The sequence below is a fragment of the Psychrobacillus mangrovi genome (assembly GCF_037104765.1).
Taxonomy (GTDB): Bacteria; Bacillota; Bacilli; order Bacillales_A; family Planococcaceae; genus Psychrobacillus; species Psychrobacillus mangrovi.
Window position 1 is genome coordinate 87,124 of the sequence record NZ_JBAWSY010000006.1, and the last position, 21,142, is coordinate 108,265.

General features: G+C 37.2%; 18 protein-coding genes. 3 read left to right on the forward strand and 15 right to left on the reverse strand.

Features of this window, described 5'->3' with window-relative positions; genetic code table 11:
- Positions 1-115: 115 nt before the first annotated feature.
- Positions 116-526 (reverse strand): YugN family protein, encoded by a 411-nt coding sequence (locus tag WAX74_RS10365; RefSeq protein ID WP_336497589.1) that lies wholly within the window; start codon positions 524-526, stop codon positions 116-118.
- 80 nt (positions 527-606) lie between these two features.
- Positions 607-1,227, reverse strand: coding sequence for an SGNH/GDSL hydrolase family protein (locus WAX74_RS10370; RefSeq protein ID WP_336497590.1), 621 nt, complete (start codon positions 1,225-1,227; stop codon positions 607-609).
- A 110-nt stretch (positions 1,228-1,337) separates the two neighbouring features.
- Here WAX74_RS10370 and WAX74_RS10375 point away from each other — a divergent pair, with 110 nt between their 5' ends.
- Positions 1,338-2,384, forward strand: coding sequence for an acyltransferase family protein (locus WAX74_RS10375; RefSeq protein WP_336497591.1), 1,047 nt, complete (start codon positions 1,338-1,340; stop codon positions 2,382-2,384).
- A gap of 353 nt (positions 2,385-2,737) precedes the next feature.
- On the opposite strand, the gene WAX74_RS10380 is transcribed toward WAX74_RS10375, so the two are convergent.
- The 6 genes from WAX74_RS10380 to WAX74_RS10410 all read right to left on the reverse strand — a co-directional run bounded on the left by WAX74_RS10380 (position 2,738) and on the right by WAX74_RS10410 (position 9,712).
- On the reverse strand, positions 2,738-3,142 hold the full coding sequence (locus WAX74_RS10380) for a DUF4181 domain-containing protein (RefSeq protein ID WP_336497592.1): 405 nt from the start codon (positions 3,140-3,142) through the stop codon (positions 2,738-2,740).
- Positions 3,143-3,973: 831 nt separating this feature from the next.
- Positions 3,974-4,876 (reverse strand): formyltetrahydrofolate deformylase, encoded by a 903-nt coding sequence (purU, locus tag WAX74_RS10385; RefSeq protein WP_336497593.1) that lies wholly within the window; start codon positions 4,874-4,876, stop codon positions 3,974-3,976.
- A gap of 132 nt (positions 4,877-5,008) precedes the next feature.
- Positions 5,009-5,785, reverse strand: coding sequence for a 3D domain-containing protein (locus WAX74_RS20990; protein ID WP_413788949.1), 777 nt, complete (start codon positions 5,783-5,785; stop codon positions 5,009-5,011).
- Between the two features lie 239 nt (positions 5,786-6,024).
- Positions 6,025-7,140, reverse strand: a complete 1,116-nt coding sequence (locus tag WAX74_RS10400) for a muconate cycloisomerase family protein (RefSeq protein ID WP_336497594.1) — start codon at positions 7,138-7,140, stop codon at positions 6,025-6,027.
- A 51-nt stretch (positions 7,141-7,191) separates the two neighbouring features.
- Entirely contained in the window at positions 7,192-8,850 is a 1,659-nt protein-coding gene (locus tag WAX74_RS10405) for an SLC13 family permease (RefSeq protein ID WP_336497595.1), read from the reverse strand.
- Between the two features lie 94 nt (positions 8,851-8,944).
- Positions 8,945-9,712, reverse strand: a complete 768-nt coding sequence (locus WAX74_RS10410) for a dioxygenase family protein (protein ID WP_336497596.1) — start codon at positions 9,710-9,712, stop codon at positions 8,945-8,947.
- Between the two features lie 208 nt (positions 9,713-9,920).
- Between WAX74_RS10410 and WAX74_RS10415 the strand changes: the two genes are divergently transcribed.
- A complete protein-coding gene (locus WAX74_RS10415) occupies positions 9,921-10,727 on the forward strand; it encodes an IclR family transcriptional regulator domain-containing protein (RefSeq protein ID WP_336497597.1) in 807 nt (268 codons plus the stop codon).
- 10 nt (positions 10,728-10,737) lie between these two features.
- Here WAX74_RS10415 and WAX74_RS10420 read toward each other — a convergent pair whose 3' ends face one another.
- From WAX74_RS10420 to WAX74_RS10445, 6 genes are all read right to left on the reverse strand, one after another.
- Positions 10,738-11,367 (reverse strand): LysE family translocator, encoded by a 630-nt coding sequence (locus WAX74_RS10420; RefSeq protein WP_336497598.1) that lies wholly within the window; start codon positions 11,365-11,367, stop codon positions 10,738-10,740.
- Between the two features lie 5 nt (positions 11,368-11,372).
- Positions 11,373-11,813 (reverse strand): Lrp/AsnC family transcriptional regulator, encoded by a 441-nt coding sequence (locus WAX74_RS10425; RefSeq protein ID WP_336497599.1) that lies wholly within the window; start codon positions 11,811-11,813, stop codon positions 11,373-11,375.
- Positions 11,814-12,395: 582 nt separating this feature from the next.
- Positions 12,396-13,040, reverse strand: a complete 645-nt coding sequence (locus WAX74_RS10430) for a 3D domain-containing protein (protein ID WP_336497600.1) — start codon at positions 13,038-13,040, stop codon at positions 12,396-12,398.
- A 435-nt stretch (positions 13,041-13,475) separates the two neighbouring features.
- Positions 13,476-14,753: an imidazolonepropionase gene (gene hutI / locus WAX74_RS10435; RefSeq protein ID WP_336497601.1), complete on the reverse strand. Its 1,278-nt coding sequence runs from the start codon at positions 14,751-14,753 to the stop codon at positions 13,476-13,478.
- 6 nt (positions 14,754-14,759) lie between these two features.
- Entirely contained in the window at positions 14,760-16,430 is a 1,671-nt protein-coding gene (hutU, locus tag WAX74_RS10440) for a urocanate hydratase (RefSeq protein WP_336497602.1), read from the reverse strand.
- A gap of 15 nt (positions 16,431-16,445) precedes the next feature.
- Positions 16,446-17,774, reverse strand: coding sequence for a YjiH family protein (locus WAX74_RS10445; RefSeq protein WP_336497603.1), 1,329 nt, complete (start codon positions 17,772-17,774; stop codon positions 16,446-16,448).
- 177 nt (positions 17,775-17,951) lie between these two features.
- Between WAX74_RS10445 and WAX74_RS10450 the strand changes: the two genes are divergently transcribed.
- On the forward strand, positions 17,952-19,424 hold the full coding sequence (locus WAX74_RS10450) for a helix-turn-helix domain-containing protein (RefSeq protein WP_336497604.1): 1,473 nt from the start codon (positions 17,952-17,954) through the stop codon (positions 19,422-19,424).
- A 446-nt stretch (positions 19,425-19,870) separates the two neighbouring features.
- Here the strand turns inward: WAX74_RS10450 and WAX74_RS10455 are convergent, their stop codons facing one another.
- The gene (locus WAX74_RS10455; RefSeq protein WP_336497605.1) at positions 19,871-20,857 is read right to left on the reverse strand and encodes an alpha/beta fold hydrolase; all 987 of its coding nucleotides are present in this window, start codon (positions 20,855-20,857) and stop codon (positions 19,871-19,873) included.
- Positions 20,858-21,142 lie beyond the last annotated feature (285 nt).

The following is a 21,142-nucleotide window of genomic DNA, read 5'->3' on the forward strand; positions in this document are numbered from 1 at the left end:
TATTTGACTCCTATTATAAAGAAATATGAGCCGGAAGTTAAGTATACAGTCCTTTTAGTGATTTACTGCATATAAAAAGACCATTTCAGCAAAATAGCGAAATGGTCTATGTTCATTAGTTTAAAAACTGTACTACCTGTTGTACAGCCTGCTCTCCAGCATGTGCCCATCTATTTTTATTCACAATCTGACCGTCTTTATCTAGCGGATCTTGAAATTGATCAAAACCAGTAGAAGTCATCAAGGAATTTACGTCTGTGTCCAATCCCATATTTACCACATGTTTAATGACATAGGGCGTTTGAAAACGGATATATGCTTCATGATGATCTAGGTCACCCTCTAATACCTCAAAAGGTAGTCGCAAATAAATCGTCTCTCCACCATCTCGATGTAAAACATTGTCAAAGCTTCCTTTATGATAGTCCCAATTTCCACCAATTGAATAACCGAGATTTTGAATTCGACTTTTCAAATCACCAAAATACGCCTTCTTACCTTCAAGTTCCGTATGCAACTGTAACATGCCTACCACTCCTTTTTCAGATTCACAGTCCTATCTTTTCCATTACTTATTGAAAAAATACAAACCGAAAAAGAAGCTTCTTATTTGTTGAACAATCTTTGAAATAGTCTTCGAAAATATCCGACTTTATTATTACTACCATTAATCTCTTCTAGCTTTTGAACAATCAAATCCGACAAAATTTCATAACCCGCTTCACCAAAATGTAGACCGTCATTCTTTTCGCCTATTAATAGCTCTTTGTAGTTTGGTTTTGAATAAAGTACGGTAAAAAAATCAATCATATGACTCCCAGTTTCTTCTGCTACTTCTTTTACCGCTTTGGCATACTGCTTCAATCGTTCATTGGATCGATTTGGTTGAAGTGCTTCGTCTATTGGTGCCGGAGTAATTAAAATCGTTTTTTCTGGTCCAATCCTTTTTGTGAATTCCGTAATATTTTGCTTAAATGTATCAAGCTCCACAAACTTATGTATGGAAGAATCATTTGCGCCAAACAAAACAGTAACTATGTCAGGCTTTCTAGCGAGTACATCTTTTTCAAATCGTTGCATCGCCTGCTCGGTTGTATTTCCGGAAATACCTGCATTTATGAAATGATAGTTTTTTAGCTTAGTAGTAAGTTTGAAAGTAAGGATAGGGGAAGGAAAACCTTCTTTTCTAGCGGTGATACTATCCCCAAAACATACAACATCCAACATTTTACAGTCCCCATTCTATAATATTGTAATATAATTGAAACACAATATAAGTTTATATTCACCTTATAATGGATAAATAAACATGGAGATCAAAGCTTGGAGGATGCTGTATGTCTAAAAAGAGATTAACATGGGTAGATGTGACAAAAGGTTTTTTGATGATTCTAGTTGTAATCGGTCATTATCCTGGAGAATTAGAATTTCCACTCGGAAAATATATATACTGGTTCCATATGCCAGCATTTTTCTTATTAAGTGGCCTATTTTTCAAAGAAATTAAAGAAAATGAAAGCTCAAATAAAACGATTAAAAAGAGATTTATGCAACTGATGGTCCCTTATTTATTCTTCCTAGCGATCATAACAGCTGTTCGATATGGTATGGAGCTATCATTAGGAAACTTTGATTTGTCTTGGTATTTACAAGATATTTGGACACTAGTTATCGGAGGTCGCTTTGCTCGTGGAGCTTATGGCGTTATCTGGTTTGTAACTACTTTATTTTTCACGTATTTGCTGTTCATTTGGATGACCAAATACTTAAGCCGTGTAAAACAAATAGTTTTACTAGCAACATTCTACCTCGTAGCACATTTGGAAAGCATTTTCGCAATGCGTGTTATTAGTGGAGCACCAGATGAGGCTTCACAAACTATACCGATGCTTTGGAATTTGGATGTTGTCTTAATGGCTATTGTTTACTTTGCCTTAGGCTATTATGCAAAATCCATTTGGATGAACATTACACGTCCTTGGCTCATTGGGGCAAGCGTCGTGGCAATAGGTGCGGTTATTGCGGACAGGGTCGGATACATTGACTATCATTTAAGTATGAAGTTTTTAAGATATGATCACCTATTACTAGATTTAGTCATTCCAATCGCTTTTATTATTGTGATTCTCGGACTTTTCCAACGAATCACAAAAATTTTACCATTAACTTGGCTAGCCAAAATTGAAAAACACTCCATATCCATTATGTACTTGCATATATTAACAGATATTATTTTGAATGACTATTTCCAATATGGCATCATCGGCTTCACAGCCCTCGGACTGGTTGTTCCGATTATTATTTCCATAGCCATTCAAAAAATTATTCCATACGGCAAGTTCTTCCTCGGCGATATCCGAGCGAAAAAGCCAATCGAAATCTAATCAAAACGCCTCTTCTCTACTTTAGAAGGGGCGTTTTGCATTTTACAATTAGTGGCACTTCGAGACCGAATTCATTCTGGAAGCAACCAAATCCACCCAAGAGCGACCAATCTCACACTATCAGCAACCATTCTAGCTATAACCGCAACCATTTCTCACAATATCAAGTTATCTTCAGTTGAAACGGTTCATATATATCCCGCGTGATGTAATTTTTATCCAATAAATGTTACCAAGTGGTACTTCGAGACCAATTCCTCAATAACCGAGATTAAATTTCCCGAAACCGAGACTAACCAACTCAGAACCGAGACCCGTTTTCCCATTACCGAGACCATTTCTCAAAGTAAGAGTTATACAAAACTAAGCAAATCAAAATCGATTATTATAGCTATTGCGAGCGCTAAGATAACACCTTCACTAATAGTAAGAATATATCGTTTAGAGCCCTCCAAATACCTCCATTCAAAAAAGGCACTTACTCCATATTCAATCACTACATTGAAAAAGTATATAAATAGTAAAAGGTTTATTGAAAAATCCTCATTCAACATATAGAAAGTGGCCCAGATCGTTGCAATAAATAAAGCTATTCTTATAACCCAATCAATTTTTCTATGTAATTCATTTATATGGTTGTAAGAAAAGAATTCCTTCTTCTCTTTTTCTATATTAAATACTTTTCTCAAAATTAGCTTAACTACTGATATTAAAGCAAAAATAATCAACATAAAAAATATGAAGCTTATCCATATCATATAATCACTCCTACATCTAAATAAATTCGGAACACCATAAATAGTAAGACATCACCTTAGATACAGTTTATACGTGTTTAATGACATATAAGATTCATTAATTGGAATATTTTTCTTCCACTCTCTTCAATAAACATCATTAAGTTAACTTTCAATAAGCAGCTATGTATTTTTTATCCAGTAAAAGACACAAAATGTCTAAGCGAGACCAAATCACCTGTATAAGCAACCAATTCTAGCCGAACCGCGACCAATTCCCTCCCTTGAGCAACCAATTTTAGCCCAAAAGCGACCATTTCTCACAATAAGAAGTTGACTCTATGAGATTCACAACAAATAAAAAAAGCTCTTTGCATTTTTGCAAAGAGCCATCTAACCAAACAAGCTATTTATACAATAATTATCGAAATTCTATTAAAAAATAGAACACTTATTCGTATTTATGTTATAATACAAATACAATTGCATGGGCAGAGTGGGCGGTTGGTCACTTCCTTCTAAGGAGGTGATGCCAGTGAACACATACGAAACGATTAATTTGTTGATTCAGCTAAGTGCTGTTATGTTAGCAGCATTTTCAATCGTTGTGACATTGATTATTTTCTTTGTAAAAAAGAAATAACCGTCCCTCAGCAAAGGTTTGACGGTTATTTCTGACCTCGGACCAGCCGCTCTTTCTGCGGTTTGCGGTTGTGGGGCTGGATATTCGCGTATCCAGTCTTTTTAGTATATGTTTCTACTTATATTATATACAGAATCGTGAACCCATTCAACCTATATGAGTATTTCCATCTATTACAAATTTCACATATTTGTGTCATTACAGGTTACTTAATGAAACACAATTGTTTTATTATCTTGCACGATAATTCGATTTTCTAAATGCCATTTTACTGCTTTAGCAAGAACACGCCGTTCGATTTTGCGACCAATTTTCTTTAAATCTGTTACATCGTCTCGATGATTCACTCGTTCTACGTCTTGTTCAATAATTGGCCCTTCATCTAGATTATTCGTTACATAATGAGAAGTTGCACCAATTAGTTTCACACCTCGTTCAAAAGCACGTTCATATGGGCCTGCGCCGATAAATGCTGGCAAGAAGGAATGGTGAATATTGATGATGCGATTTTCAAAATGACGTACAAAATCAGGCGTTAATATTTGCATATAACGCGCAAGGATTAATAGATCTACTTTATATTCTTCCATGAGACGAATTTGCTCTGCTTCAACTTGCTTTCGAATATCTTTGTTCGCTGGAATATAATAATATGGAATACCTAATGCTTCCACAAATGGGCGTGCATCTTCATGATTACTAATGACAACAACAATATCCGTATCTAAATCGCCATTTTGCCATTCCCACAAAAGCTCCATCAAACAGTGCGGCTCTTTCGAAACAAATATAGCAGAACGCTTCCGCTCATTTGGATAGGCAAATTCATAATCCATGGAATGCGTTGTAGCAATTTCCTCAAAATCTTTCTCCATGTTCGCAGACTTCTCTGCCAAATGATCACAGTGATACTCGATCCTAATAAAAAAAGTACCGTTCTCTGGGTCACTGGAGTACTGACTTGATTCAATAATATTGGAATCGTAGTTATGCAAAAATGTCGAAAGAACAGATACAATACCTGGTTTATCTGGACATTTCACTAACAAGCGTCCTCTATTTTCAAGTTGCTTATTATGTTTTTCTAACTTCACTTTGACTTCTGTTTCCATAATGTGTATGACCCTCTCCCAATATATTAATTTTATCATTATCCATCATAATACATTTCTTCTCAAGCTTTTTTAATTTTCCAAATAAAAAAACCTGTATGATAAACAATCGTTTATCACACAGGCACTCTGTTAATTGATTACTTTGATCTTTACTTTTTTAACTCCCCATTGCATAGCACTTTCATATGTCGGGATAAATACATCGATTTTATTCCCTTTAATAGCCCCGCCAGTGTCACCAGCGATCGCTTCGCCGTATCCTTCCACCCATACCTTTGAACCAAGTGGAATGATTCGAGGATCAACTGCAATTACTTTTTGATCGGGATTGGCACGTAAGTCAATTCCATAAGCGGTCGTTCCCGAACAGCCCTCACAGTATGCTGTATAGGCGGTCGCTGTAACGACCATCTCTGCCCCCTCCCCTATTGGAGGGGCAGAAACAATTGGTTGAGAAACCTCGATGGTTGGAGTCTCCACGTTTGATGATGAAGCGACCCGCTTCACTGGCTCGAATTCAGCAAGCTCCACCACGTCCTCCTCATTACCACTTACGATTAGTACATCATCAGGATGAATTAAATCAGTCGTAAGACCATTCCAACTGATAAGAGCTGCCAAGGTAATATTATTCGCCTCTGCAATCCTATACAGGTTATCGCCCTTCACAACGGTATACGTTTTAGGCTCAGGTTCAGGTTCCACTTCTATTTCTGCCCGTAAATTTAATGCATCCTGGAAATGTACGTAAAATGCCTCTTCTATGATTGCTCTCTCTTCTATTAAATCAGGAGAGATCGATAATTCCTCTTCATTAGTGGCGACATTAAAAAGCTCAGATGCATGCGCGACAGAATTCGTCACAAATACGAATAGCAGTACAAACAATATACTTCTAACTTTCAATACTAGTTCCTCCTAACAAGTAATCTTTCAATTACTTAAATTTGAACTCAGTATTGCCCAATATCTTTGAAAAACATACATTCTAATAAAAAACAAAGAAACCACCCTCCAAAACAACTAAAATCTGTTTTGAAAAGTGGCTTCCTTTTAGCAATCTAAATCACACTTAAATTCGGATAAAACGAATACCATGAACTAATTAAACTTGCATATTTTCTACTATTTTTGTGCAACCAAAGTTAAAGCTTTCTAGCATAATGCTTCACTTTTTCGCGGTCGATTTCCATCCCAAAGCCTGGTCCATTCGGAATCACCACTTCAAAGTTTTCATATTGCATTTCATTCACTGTGATATTGTCTTTGAACAATAAAGGACCGAAAATCTCTGTACCAAATTTCATTTCAGGAATAGTTGCATATAAGTGTGCACAAATAGCAGTACCTAAGCTAGATTCAATCATTGTACCGCCGTATAAACCGAGGCCAGCTGCTTCTGCAATACTAGCTACCTTCTTCGTTTGTGTTAATCCTCCAGCTTTACAAGGTTTCAACGCGATGCTATTTCCTGCACGATGCTTCGCGATTTGGAATACTTCTTGTACACTGTTTGCGGCTTCATCCGCCATAATCGGTACCTTGAATCGTGAAGTGAGCCTTGCCATCCCTTCATAATTCCACGTTGGAAGTGGCTGCTCAACCATCGATACGCCTCCATCTTCTAATGCGGCGATACAATAATTCGCTGTGTCCTCATCCCATGCTTGATTTACATCGACTGTAATACGAGCTTGGTCACCAACTGCTTCCTTTATCTTCCGAACATGTTCCACATTTTTAAAAGGATCGCCCTTACCTATTTTCAATTTGAAGATGTTATGACGTTTTTGATGTAAAAACTCTTTCGCTTCTTCAATGTCGGTTTCCGTTTTCCCGCTCGCTAGTGTCCAAGCTATCGGCAATGAAGTATGGATCTGTCCTCCGAATAATTCGTAAGCTGGAACACCTTTACTTCTTGCAGCCAGGTCGACGATCGCTGCTTCCACAACCGTTTTCGCAAAATTATTCCCTCTAACTTGCTTCGACACTTCATACATAATTTTATCGAAGTGAATAGGGTCTTTCCCGATTACAAGTGGCGCAATATACGTATCAATATTTGCTTTAATTGCTTCTGGAGTTGACTCTCCGTATGAAGCACCACCAATGGTCGCAACTTCGGACCAGCCTTCGTTTCCTTCTTCGTCCGTTACGCAACCAACTACAATTGTTTGTGAAACAATCGTATGCATCGCTAATTGATGGGGGCGTATAGTAGGTAAATCTAAAATATATACATCAAATGATTTTATTTTCATATTCAACCAACTTTCTTTTTTACTCTATTTTCGACGACGTAATAGCACTACTTATTTTAAAGCCTCTGGATATTCAAATTGATTGATACCGAATACGATTGGAAGCACGAAATACACAAACAGGAGAATTAGAATAAATGCCAGTACCGTTAACCCAGTACCTTTTCTCAGCATATCCATCATTGTAATTTTGCCAGTCGCAAAGATTATTGCGTTGGATGGAGTTCCAATTGGCAACATGAACGCGAAACCGGCTCCCATCGCAACTGCTGTCATAAGCGGAAGTGGGTGGACGTCCATAGCTAGTGCAAGCGCTGCAGTAATCGGAACAAGAATCGTTACTGTAGCAGTATTTGGTGTCATTTGTGTCATACCAATACCTAGCAGTGTAGTTACAGCTAGAAGCATAAGGTAGGACGTACCTTCAAGTAATAATAACTGGTTCCCGATCCAGCTTGCCAAATCCGTTCCATTAAAGCCAGCAGCAAGTGCAAGACCACCGCCAACTAAGAGAAGAACGTCCCAAGGCATATTCTTCAGTGAATCCTTTCCGAGAATGCGTTCGCCTGGTTTGTTAGTAGATGGAATAAGGTGCAACAGAACTGCCGCTACCATAGCAATCATCGTATCACTTATACCCGGGATGATATCGCTCCATAGGAACGTTCTAGTCATCCACATAAAGCCAGTTAAACAGAAAATGGTCAATACGATTTTTTCTTCATACGACATTTTACCGAGTTCTATTTTCCGATCGAGCACGAATTGCTTGCCATTCTTGATTTTTTTAACTTTCATTGGATAGGCAATTTTTGTAATATAAAAAATTGAAAACAACATCAGCAATCCAGTAAGCGGGAAAGCGAAAAGGAAAAATTGCGCAAAGGAAATTTCAAACCCTAATAGTTCACTGGCAAGCCCTGCAAGCACAAGGTTTGTCGGTGTTCCAATCAAGGTTGCGCTTCCTCCAATTGTTCCTCCAAAGCCGATTGCAAAGACAATGGATTTAGTGAATTTCATTTCTTCTTCTACTGAATGCACATTGTCTTCTTTCATAAGGGTCACAACTTTCGCAATGATAGCTGTACCGATTGGAATCATTAACATAACTGTGGCCATATTCGAAACCCACATAGATATTAAGCCTGTTGCCAGCATGAATCCTAGAACGAGCCCTGGTGTACTGGCGCCCACGGCACTAATAATCGTAATCGCAATTCTTTCATGGAGATTCCAACGTTCAAGAGCCAAGGCGAGCGCAAAACCTCCGATGAATAAGAAAATTAGAGGATTCCCGTAACTTGCGGCTGCCACGCCTTCTCCTACTGCCCCTAACAGTGGCAATAAAACCAATGGCATAAGCGATGTAATTCCTAGTGGAATAGATTCTAAAATCCACCATACTGCGATCCATGCTGTAATGGCGAGGACAGATCTTCCTTCATCACTTAGTCCTGGTAGAGGCATGAAAAACAATATTAGTAGAAATAGTAGTGGCCCTAAAAAAAGACCGACCATTTGTGTCGTACTATAGGAATTGCTAGGTTTTGTCTCTACGTTCCTCGTAGACTTCATTTTTACGCCCTGCAAATTAGCAGTTGTTACCCCAGAACTACTTTGATTTCTAAGCTCAGCCATAGTCACCATATCTATTGTATTACGATGTGATTTCCACAGACTTTGATTGATTTCTTTGAAAGAAAACTTCATTTATCTCTCCCCTTTACCCCTATGTATTTTGTTAAGTTATTTCTAGATAGAATATAGCTGTCAAGTTTTTCTCGACAGCTATGGAAAGAGTTACTTATATAGTTCGCATAACAAAGTTCAAAGATGCTTCTTTATAGTCAACTTTATCGATAAGTTTTGTTGTAAGAGTTGAGCGAACACCACTAGCAACATCTGTTTCTAACCATTTGTCCCCTTCAAAAAACACTTGAGTTATCAATGTTTCATGACCTTCATGCTCAAACTTAATATGGATATGGGCTGGACGGTATGCATGGTATCCAGCGGCGAAGGTAAATTCACCAGTAGGCCCATTCGTTGGAATTTGATATGGTATCGGAACGATTGATTCTACTTCAAAATTCCCGTTCTCATCTGTATAAAACTGTCCTCTTAAATTGAAATCTGGCGCAGTAGAATCATAGTTTGAATACAATCCATCTGCATCATCTTGCCACCACTCTACTTTTGTTTTTCCGATTGGACCATTTACTGAGCTCACATTACCAAAGAATCTCAACTTATCTCCTGGCTCGTCAGGTCTCTGCGGAATAACTACCTTAGAACCTTCAAGTAATGGTGAATTCTCTTCATAATAAGGTCCAAGCAGAGATGGCTCTGTACCTGGTAAATCTTTATATTTTGCTTCTAATACATATGTTTCTACGAAAACGTCTAAGAATAAAGGAATTTCTCCACTTCTACCTAAACGATCTGCCCATTTTACAAAATTCGTATACTCTTCATGGTTAAATTGTTGCTCATCTAAGAAAGCTTTCATGTGTTTTACAAAACCTTCGTAAGCTTCCAATACCCGCGTATTTTTAACTGCTGTTTCTCCCATTGCGATTTCCCCCTCGATTGTAGTCTAATTTTTTCTTATTTTGCCTTCAACATTCTGATAAAATGGTAAATGTAACCGCATTCATTTATTACTAAAAATAATTTAAATCTACAAACAAGTACTTGCTTTTCCAATACCATTATTGTACGCTATACGTACAATAATATTCTATTCGTACAAGTTAATCTTATCATAGGGGGTCATATCTTTGTCAACAGAAAAATTAGACAATTTCAAACAGTCAGGAGACTATATACAATCCTTAGATCGAGGTCTACAAGTAATTCAAGCATTCTCTCAACAAAACTCAGCTCTAACGGTTAGTAATGCGGCTAAACTAACAGGTCTTAGTAGACCAACTGTTCGAAGAATATTACTAACACTAGAACATTTGGGCTTTGCCGAATCAACAAATGGCGTTTTTTCATTAACTGCGCGTACACTTACACTTGGCTATGCTTATCTTTCTTCCAATAACACATGGAGCATCGCCCATCCGTTCATGAGAGACTTTGTCAATCAAACCGGAGAATCCTGCTCCATTTCAATTCTAGACGGACCTGAAATTATATACGTAGCACGTGTTTCTACAAAAAGAATTATGTCTATTAATATTGATGTAGGAACAAGGTTACCAGCGTATGCAACCTCCATGGGTCATGTTCTACTTGCAGGACTGCCAGAAGAGGAATTGAAGAACTACTTTGATTCAAATGATTTCACTAAATTCACAGACAATACAATTCAAAGTAAAGAACATCTATTAGAAGTATTAAAAGGGGTGCGTGAAAATAATTGGGGAGGTGTAGATCAACAGCTAGAAGAGGGGCTTCGTTCGATTGCAGTTCCAATCCGAAACTTGCACGGTAAAGTAATTGCTGCCATCAACTGCTCTGTTCACGCAGGTCGTATCTCCAGAGATGTGCTTCAAGATAGGTTTTTACCCCAACTGCAAGAAACTGCAGAAAAAATAAGCAAAGCAATGTCCACAACAAATAACTCGAGATTCATATAAAACATCCAGGTCATGCTTTATGACCTGGATGTTTTTTTACGCTATTTTTTGATACCAAATTTTTCACGCCGAATAACAAAAGCACAATACCAACGAATAAGTTTAAGCCCATAATAACATTCGGTTCCAAAAGTATAGTTAAATATGACCCTAGCATTGATATAATCGTTAGAAATACAAAAGCCGACAATACCGCTCCAAAACCAAAAAAATATAAATCCTTTTGCTTTATATTTTCCTCCCCTATTTTCGTAGAGAAAACACCAGCCCAAAACAAGATAGTCAATGGATTTGAAAGAGTAAGTAGAAGTGCTTTCCAAAGAGTATTCCCTGCACTTTGTTCCAAGATTGTAATCGGAGAACTACTAAAAAATTCTATTATATTGCTTATACCAAAAATAATGAGCACAGCAGCGCCAAAATAATGAATAAAACTTTTTAACTTTTTAAATTTATTAAGTAGTGCTCCAATACCAAAAATAGCTGCAATTATATAAAAAACATCCACAATCGTAACACCTAATACTCCAATTTCCGCTATATAAAAGCCCGAAGTCGCAGCAGTCTGAAAGATAAATAAACAGACAGGACCTACTGCTATCTGCAAAAACAATCCAAATTGAAATCCTTTCCAAATCATCCCATTCACCTATTTATTACTTCTTTCAAAGTAGATAAAACAATTAATGTATTGGATTTCTGAACCCCTTGAATGGTTTTTAATTGCTCACTTAGAAAAAACTCTAATCGAGACGTATCTTCAATCAGAACTTTTAGCATGTAATCGTACTCGCCTGCCATATGGTGACATTCAATCACCTCGGGAAATTGAATAATCGCATCTCGGAAATGTTGAATATTAGCTGCATGGTCTATATTCACAAAAATAACTGCGAGTAATTTATAGCCCATCTCCTCACGATTAACTTTAACCGTATATTGTTCAATAATATTTGCTTCATCCAGCTTTCTAATTCTTTCAGACACAGCAGGTACAGAAAGATTCACTTGCTTACTAATTTCAGATGCAGTAGATCGTCCATTTTGCTTTAAAGCATCTAAAATCTTCACATCGATTATATCCATTTTTCTGACTTCCTTTTTTAAAGTAATTATAAGCATTATATTAAAAACAATAAATAGTTAAAAGTAATTTCAATAATTATTAAATAAAATACATTAAAAATCTTAATTTTATTTAATTAATAGAATTATTTTAAACCGTTTTCTTAACAAATTTAAGCAATAAAAAAACCAGACCAGACACCAATAATGGGTTCTGACCTGGCTTTAAACACAAGGGACAATCGTTCTGATTATGGTATAATACATTAACAATTGCATAGCAGGGTGGGCGGTTGGTCACTTCCTTTAGAAGGAGGTGATGCCTTTGACCACATACGAGACATTTAGTTTGTTAATACAGCTAAGCGCTGTACTCATAGCAGCTTTTTCAATCGTTGTGTCACTGATTATTTTCTTTGTAAAAAAGAAATAACCGTCCCCCACTGGTAAGGCGCGGACGATTATTTCAGCGTTCAACCGGACCAACCGCTCTTTCTGCGGTTTGCAGTTGTAGGACTGGATATTCGCGTATCCAGTCTTTTTTTATTGTATGTGTATAAGCTCATTATATACAGAATTACTATCGCATTCAAGCATACGCTTTTAATCTATAATTTTAAGCTTAATCTCTTTGACTCCCCATTCGATTGCATGGTCGTAGGATGGAATGAAAACATCTATTCGATTTCCTTTAATTGCGCCTCCTGTATCACCAGCAATCGCTTCACCGTAACCTTCTACCCACACCTTTGTGCCAAGTGGAATAATACTTGGATCAACAGCAATTACTTTCTCTTCCGGATTGGAACGCAAATCTATCCCATAAGCGGTTGTCCCGGAACAACCATAACAGTAAGCTGTGTAAGCAGTTGCTATGACAAGCATCTCATCCTCCGCTAGTGGTGACTTCGTAAAGTTCGCTGATTGTTTGTTGTTAATGATGAGCTCATCCCTCGGGTGAATCGTATGGTCCGTGAGATTATTCCATTCCTTTAGTGCATTTAACGGAACACTGTGTTCTATAGCAATCTCGTAAAGATTGTCTCCTGCCTCCACTATGTATACTATCGGTTCAGGTATGTCTTTTGAATCTCCATACGTATCATAATCAACTTTAAAATGCTCTTTCATTATTTCAAAACGGTCTATAGCATTTTTGGTTCCAATACCAAAAGGCTCCGATGCATACGACACCGAAACGAATGAAAAAATTAATATTAATGTAAATAAAATGACTTTCAATTTCAAATCTAATCCCTCCATGGCATGTTATCAATAATCACCCTATATGTATTGCCCTAAAAATACATAAAGCAAACATTTTATCTGATAATTTACCTTGGAGATTACGAAAAACAGACTCAGCATCTATACTGAGTCTGCATTTTTTATTCGGTCAGAAATTAGTTTATCCGGTCATATTTCTCTCTATCCGGACGGAAATTAATTTATCCGGTCGTATTTTTATTTATACGGACAGAAATTAGTTTATCCGGTCACATTTCTATTTATCTGGAAGGAAATTTTTCTATCCGGACGTATTTTTATTTATCAGGTCAGAAACTTTTTATCCGAACGTATTTTTATTTATCCGGACAGAAACTTTTCTATCCGGTCGTATTTTTTTCTATACGGAAAGAAATTAATCTATCCGGTCACAAATTTCTATATCCAATCGTTATTCTATTTTCTATCAGTAATCACTCCGCCATCCACAACAACTACTCCATTTTTAATAACTGTTTGCGTGTGATTCATACCGTAGAAATATTGCATTTGCTGATAGTTTGCCACATTCAATATAAGCACATCGGCCTTTTTACCAGCCTCCAGTGTTCCTATTTCATGACCTCGATTAATTGCATACGCCGCATTTATCGTTGTGGCAGTCAACACTTCCTCCATGGTCATCCCCATGTTCATACAAGCTAAATTCATAATAAATGGCAATGAGATCGTTGGTGATGAACCTGGATTAAAATCTGTAGAAATTGCTACCGGTACCCCTTCGTCCACCATCAGACGGCCTCTTGCAGATGCGGCTTTTAAGAAGAATGCTGTTCCAGGTAATAAAACTGCAACTGTTCCCGAGCGAGCCATATCACCTATCCCTTGATCAGATGCGACTAACAAATGCTCTGCAGAAATGGCTCCCACTTCTGCAGCTAGCTCTGCTCCTTCATAAGGTTCAATTTCATCTGCATGAATTTTAGGAGTCAAGCCATGTTCCTTACCAGCCAATAAAATCTTACGAGACTGCTCTGGTGTGAAAACACCTTTTTCACAAAAGACATCATTGAACTCTGCAAGCTTTCTTTCCGCAACTTTTGGGATCATTTCATTAATAACTAAATCCACATACGCATCAGGATTTTCTTTATATTCAGCTGGAATGGCATGAGCTCCCATAAATGTGCTGACCACATCGATGACATGATTTTCTTGTAGTTTTTTCGCTACTAATAGCTGCTTTTCTTCAGTCTCCCAATCTAAGCCATAGCCACTTTTCGCTTCCACTGTTGTAATACCATACTTCAAGAAGTCATTTAAATGTTCATATGACTTTTCATATAAGTGATCAAATGATGCTTCACGCGTTTTTTTCGTCGTTGCATGAATGCCACCACCTGCATTCATAATCTCCATATAAGTTGCACCGTTTAAGCGCATTTGGAATTCATTTTCACGAGTACCACCAAACACTAAATGTGTGTGTGCATCGACTAAGCCAGGCATAACGACTTTGCCAGTAGCATCAATTACTTCTGCTTGTGCTACTAATTCTGAAAATTGATTTTGAAGCTCTTCCTTCGAACCTACTGCTACAATACGGTTTTCTTCTATTAATACACTACCGTTTTCGATAATATTGAGCTCGCTCATTTCTTTTCCTGTGCGTGCATTCTGATTATTTGAATTAAGTGTAATCACTTGATTAGCATTTGATATAAGTAAAGTCATGTATCATCATCCTTTTGTTTTTAACATTGGCATATGAACATTCTTTTCCTGTGCCGTTTTAATCGCTATATCATAGCCTGCATCTGCATGACGTACGATCCCCATACCTGGGTCTGATATTAATACTCGATTAATTTTTTCTGCAGCCATTTCTGTTCCATCTGCGACAAGTACTTGACCAGCATGCTGGGAGTAACCCATTCCAACACCACCACCATGATGCACGCTTACCCAGCTTGCGCCACCTGCTGTATTCACTAATGCATTTAAAATTGGCCAATCGGAAACTGCATCCGAACCGTCCTTCATCCCTTCCGTTTCACGGTTAGGAGAGGCAACAGAGCCTGAGTCTAAATGATCGCGTCCAAATACAATTGGCGCTTTTAATTCACCTGAAGCGACCATTTCATTTACTTTTAAAGCAAAACGGTGACGATCACCATATCCAAGCCAGCAAATACGTGCAGGAAGCCCTTGCCATTTCACCATTTTTTGCGCCATATTAATCCAGTTCACAAGTCCTTCATCATCCGCAAACATTTCTTTTGCCAGTGCGTCTGTTTTATAAATATCCTCTGGATCTCCTGATAGTGCAGCCCAGCGGAATGGTCCTTTTCCTTCACAGAATAATGGACGTATATAAGCAGGTACAAATCCTGGGAAATCAAAAGCATTTTTAACACCCATTTCTTGTGCATACTTACGAATATTGTTTCCATAATCAAATACCTCTGCACCTGCTGTTTGGAAATCAAGCATTGCCTGCACATGGTCTGCCATTGCTTGTTTTGATTTTTGCTCATATAGTTTCGGGTCAGCTTTACGTAATTGTAGTGCTTCCTCTAATGACATATGGTTCGGTACATAACCGTTCAATGGATCATGTGCACTTGTTTGATCCGTTACGAAATCTGGTACAATGCCCCGTTCATAAATTTCTCGATACACATCTGCACAGTTACCAACAAGCCCAATAGAGGCAGGTTCCAATTTGTCTTGAAGAGTCTTAGCCAACTCCAATGCCTCATCTAAACTCTCCACTAAGTAATCGCAATAGCCTTCTTTTATTTTCCGTTCGATTCTTTTTTTATCTACTTCTATTACTAAAATGACTGCTCCAGCCATTTTACCTGCCAATGGTTGAGCACCACTCATGCCGCCCATACCGCCGGTCAAAATCAATTTACCACGTAAATCTGCATTGCCAAACACTTTCTTACCTGCTTCCACAAAGCTCAAGTAAGTACCCTGTAATATCCCTTGAGCTCCAATATAAATCCAGCTCCCCGCTGTCATTTGTCCATACATCATTAAATCCTTATCTTCTAATTCATAGAAATGCTCCCAGTTTGCCCATGCAGGCACTAGATTAGAGTTCGCAATTAGCACTCGAGGTGAATGCTCATAGGTGCGGAATACTGCGACTGGCTTGCCTGATTGCACAATTAATGTTTCATCATTTTCTAGCACTTTCAATGACTCGATAATTTGTGCATAGCTCTCCCAATTACGCGCTGCCTTTCCAATGCCACCATAGACAACGAGCTCATCCGGGTTTTCAGCTACCTCTGGATCCAAGTTGTTCATAAGCATGCGCATTGCAGCCTCTTGTGTCCATCCCTTACATGATAACTGACTTCCAGTTGGTGCTTTAATATTCTGTAATACGTTTTCCATAATGACACGCCCCTTTTAAAATAGTAAAAATGCTATCGGTGTTACTAGAATTAAAGTCAAAACAACACGTTGGAACCAAATGATAATCATTTGACGAATGGTTAACGGAATATCTGTTGAAAGAATGACAGGTATTACCGCCGAGAAAAATAAAATCGCTGAAATAGATACAACCGCAACGATGAACTTCGTCATAATCGCCGCGTTTGCCACTAATAAGGATGGTAAAAATATTTCTGCGATAGACACTGCTAAAGCCTTTGCTGTCAGCATTGGTTCTGGTGTTTGTAATGCCCATGTGAATGGTAAGAATATATACGCTACCCAATCGAAGATCGGTGTGTACATCGCTAATATCAAACCAAGTAAGCCTATTGAAAGAATGGAAGGCAGTACGCCCATTGTCATGATTAGGCCTTCTTTTAAATGCTGCAAGAGATTTTTCCAAAGAGGAGGATTGAGTTTTACTGCGTTCATCGCTTCAGCCCAAGCAGTTTGTAATCTTTTTTCGGTTACAATCACTTCTGGATCACCATGCTCTACGATATACTCATCTTTTAACTTAGCTATTGGCCAAATACGGGAAGTAATAGCTGTCACTATAAATGTAATGACAAGTGATACCCAGAAGAACCAACCCCAATAAGCCATTAAATCTAATGTATTCGCAATAACGACCATAAATGTAACAGAAACTGTAGAGAATCCTGTTGCGATGATTGCTGCTTCACGAATTGTATATTTTCCTTGATTGAACACACGATTTGTCAGCAATAAACCAACGGAATAGCTTCCAACAAATGATGCAACCGCATCTACCGCTGAACGGCCTGGAGTTCTAAAAATCGGTCGCATAACCGGCTGCATGAATACCCCTATAAACTCAAGCAGACCATAGCTGACTAATAAAGCTAAGAAAATCGCGCCAATCGGTATTAGAACCCCTACAGGTTTTATTAACTTATCCATTAGAAACGGCCCTACACTTGGATCGAATAACCATGCTGGCCCTACTCCGAAAATCAGTAAGAGTCCTACGCCTAAGCCAATTACTTTAAATAAAGACATAATGACACTCACTATATCTTTATTCCATGACTTAGTGACAAATGGATACGCCGCTCCGCAAATTAGCATAATCACAATGTAAGCGGTAACAAAAGTAGGTACATTCATCGACAACCAACTAACAATATGATCGAGCAGAATGGAAGACTTACCATTGTATGTAAAAGTAACAAAGAAGCTAAATATTCCAATTAAGCTACAGACAACAAATTTGAAAACAGACATTACATCTGCTCTCTCCCCCTTGATCAATTCCTTTTCTTGAACATTTTCCATATCATCACTCCCTTTTTATTATTGTAAAATTCTAAAGATAGAAAGTATATGGAATATTATTATAAAAAAGAGGATTTATTTTGTTTCACGTGGAATAATATTAAATAAAATAGGTAATTTTTTATATCATTCATTCATTTATTAAAAAATCATAAGAAATAACAGGTGAGGATAAGAATGAAGTTATTAATAATCGATCGAGATCAAACCGAACGAATGGGAATTCATTGGTTTATCAAGCGATATCAATTAGATATACTATCTGTAATGGAGGCAGGTACTGTTGCAGAGGCTGTGACGTGTATTGAAAAAGAAAATCCGGAAATTATTTTATTGGAGATAGAGTTACTAGCTCAGGATAAGGCAAGTGAATTGAAGAAAGTACTATCTCTACATTCTCATCATGTCATTACCATGACAGCCGAGCCGCTATTTAAAAATGCACTTGAATCACTCTCTTTACGTGCGCTTACACTACTCGTTAAACCGCTAGATTTGAATATGTTGAAGCAATATTTAACACATGCAACGAGGCACGTTTTAAACAACACCGGAGAAATGCTTCCTCTTGTGGAGAAGCATTCCGTATATCCATCTTTATTTTTAGAGGAAACATCTGCGCAAATGGAGGAATTTAATTTCTGTTTTATGATTGAAACTGAATTTTTGGAGCATAATGAGTTGCTTTTTCATTGGTTACAATCGCAGAAACACTTTACCTTTTATGCCTTATCCAAACGAGTCGTGGGTTTTTCGAATGATGAGTCGATGGAAGAGCTATTAAAAAAAGCAAAATCGATTATTCGAGAATGGGCAAATACATACAACGCAAATTTAAATATCGCCATTTATGATTTGCCGAATCAGTCTGTTAAAACGATGTATAACGCATTGAAAGAAGCGTTACATTTACGTTTTCATAATGGCTTCTCTCAATTTTTTTTAGTAAGCCAACTTCCATCCTATAAAAATTTCGATCCCTTTTTAACGATTGACCAGCAACGCCTTTGGATCAATAGCCTAGAGCAAAATGATGTGCAAATGATTAAACAATTTTTATATAACATTTCAACTATAGATACGTATTATCAACCAGACAGCATTCGCATCCATCTAACAAGCATTCTCGCTCAAGTGAGACGCTTCATGCTCAAATACCAAATGGAAAAAAAGATAGAACTGGAGCAAAAATATAATCGATTATTTGATATCATTTTAAATCACCCTGTTCTTTACACGATTATCCAAGAATTCGTTCTCTTCTGTCAGGATGCGATGAATCAGGCAATCCAACAAAAAGAAAAAGGGCATTTTGACTATGTAAATGCAGCATTGGACTATATAGATATCTACTATACAGACAGTAAGTTAAATTTAGAAACACTCACTGATTTTTTAGGTATTAGTCCCAGCTATTTAAGTATGTTATTTTCTAAAACGAAAGGCATAACTTTTAAACAATATGTAAATAAAAAACGGCTTTCACATGCACAGCAACTATTATTGGAAACTAACTTATCTATTAGTGAAATAGCCTTCACTACAGGTTTTAATGATTCTAATTATTTTTCCAAAGTATTTAAATTAAATAATGAAATGAGCCCATTATCCTTTCGCCAACAAATGAAATCTGAAATGGATGTAATATAAGAAAAGCGTAAGCACACTTTAAATACCTGGTTTCAAACGTTTCCAGAGAACTTTGGACAGACTTTGGCTACATCATTACCGTGTGAATTTTGGAGGGGAGGGTTATGACTAGCGTCACGACCCTCCCCTCTTTTTTCGGTAATCTTGTAGCGTTCGTCAGTCCGCCGCCCTCCTGCAACTTTTGGAAACTGGTTAATTACTTTTTGGAAAATTAGAGATTAGATACTGTCCTATTCATATTGTAAGCTCCTGAAGATGAAATTTCAGTCGCCATCCATCTACTTTATAAGGATAATGCTTACTATTTCTCTGTATCTTCAACCTGATAATAATATCCTTCGTCAAGGTATTATTAGCGACCGATCAACTCAATAACTGCTTCAATAGCTATGTTAAAGTTAATGGTTGATTTTTTCCTCTTTTATTACTAAAGCACCCGTTCAATCTCACTTAAATCTTTCTGTGAATTCATCAACGTGTTCGCTCATTTTCATATAATTAGTCCAATGTAAATAATGGTGTCCTTCTATAGTTACTAGTTTATTAACATCTATATTTTGTTTTTGTGCTTTATAAAAACTTATATTTGATTTACCTTCTTCATTTCCCTTTTCTTCTTTCGTAGTAAAGATCATAACAGGTAGATCAGACGGGAATGTCATATCTATTGTTTTATCAATGTTACTATTTATCTCGTTGGTTTCATTAACGACATTTTTGTTGTAGCCTTTCCAAGCAGAGATAGCTTTTGTCATTCTTAGATTTTCTTCCGTATAAGTGCCTTTCTCAGAAATAGGTAGAAAATTATCTGGAGTTAAGTATAATGCTAACCTTGCTAATCCAGTTGGTGCCACATAACTCAAATATTTAGGCATATTAGGAACAGACTCACCGAAATATTCAAATGCCTGTGGTAGGGTAGGATCTATACCTATAATTGCTTTAACCTCTTCGGGATATCTGTTGGCATAATATATACTATAGATTCCCGAAATTGAATGAGGCATCAATATATATGGGCCGTTTATGTTTAATTTTTTTAGAGCGGTCCTTGTTTCCTCTACTATGTTCTCCACTGTTCGTTCCTTGTCGGTTATATCGCTCCATCCATATCCGAACGACTCTACCACTACTACCTTATTATTCTTTGCCAATTCATTTATCAAAGGCTCAAAATCCAGTGTCGGTGCTGCGGTTCCAAGGCCACTTAATAAAACTATCGTATTATTCCCTTCACCCTTTGTATAGACGTGCATACTCTTACCATCTACTTCGACTAAATTCCCTATTGCTGGATATTTATTTTGTTCGTATATAGTCATAACGTTACTCAAAATGAACCAGATAACAAGTGCTGCAACTATGGCTAATAAAATGTTCCTTAAAACAATCCAAAATCTAAACTTCTTTTTGGTTTTAATTATTTTCACCACTCCTATAGCCTTCTTCTTGATTCCATCTTACTGTGCGAGGGAATTCCTAGTAATGAACCTAAGAATTATTTTAAGCTAGGTCTTGGGGCGTATTAAACTAAACTACACCGTTAGTTTAATTGCATTTTTTTTCAATCTTTATAGTTAATTTAATATAAATATCCAGTTAAGATGATATAGGGCAACGTCTTCATACCATTTTTGATAAATCAACCTTTTCCTTTAACATAGCTATTTATTAAAGGTGATTTAAAAAGTTGAAGCCAACTTTTATAAATCACCTCG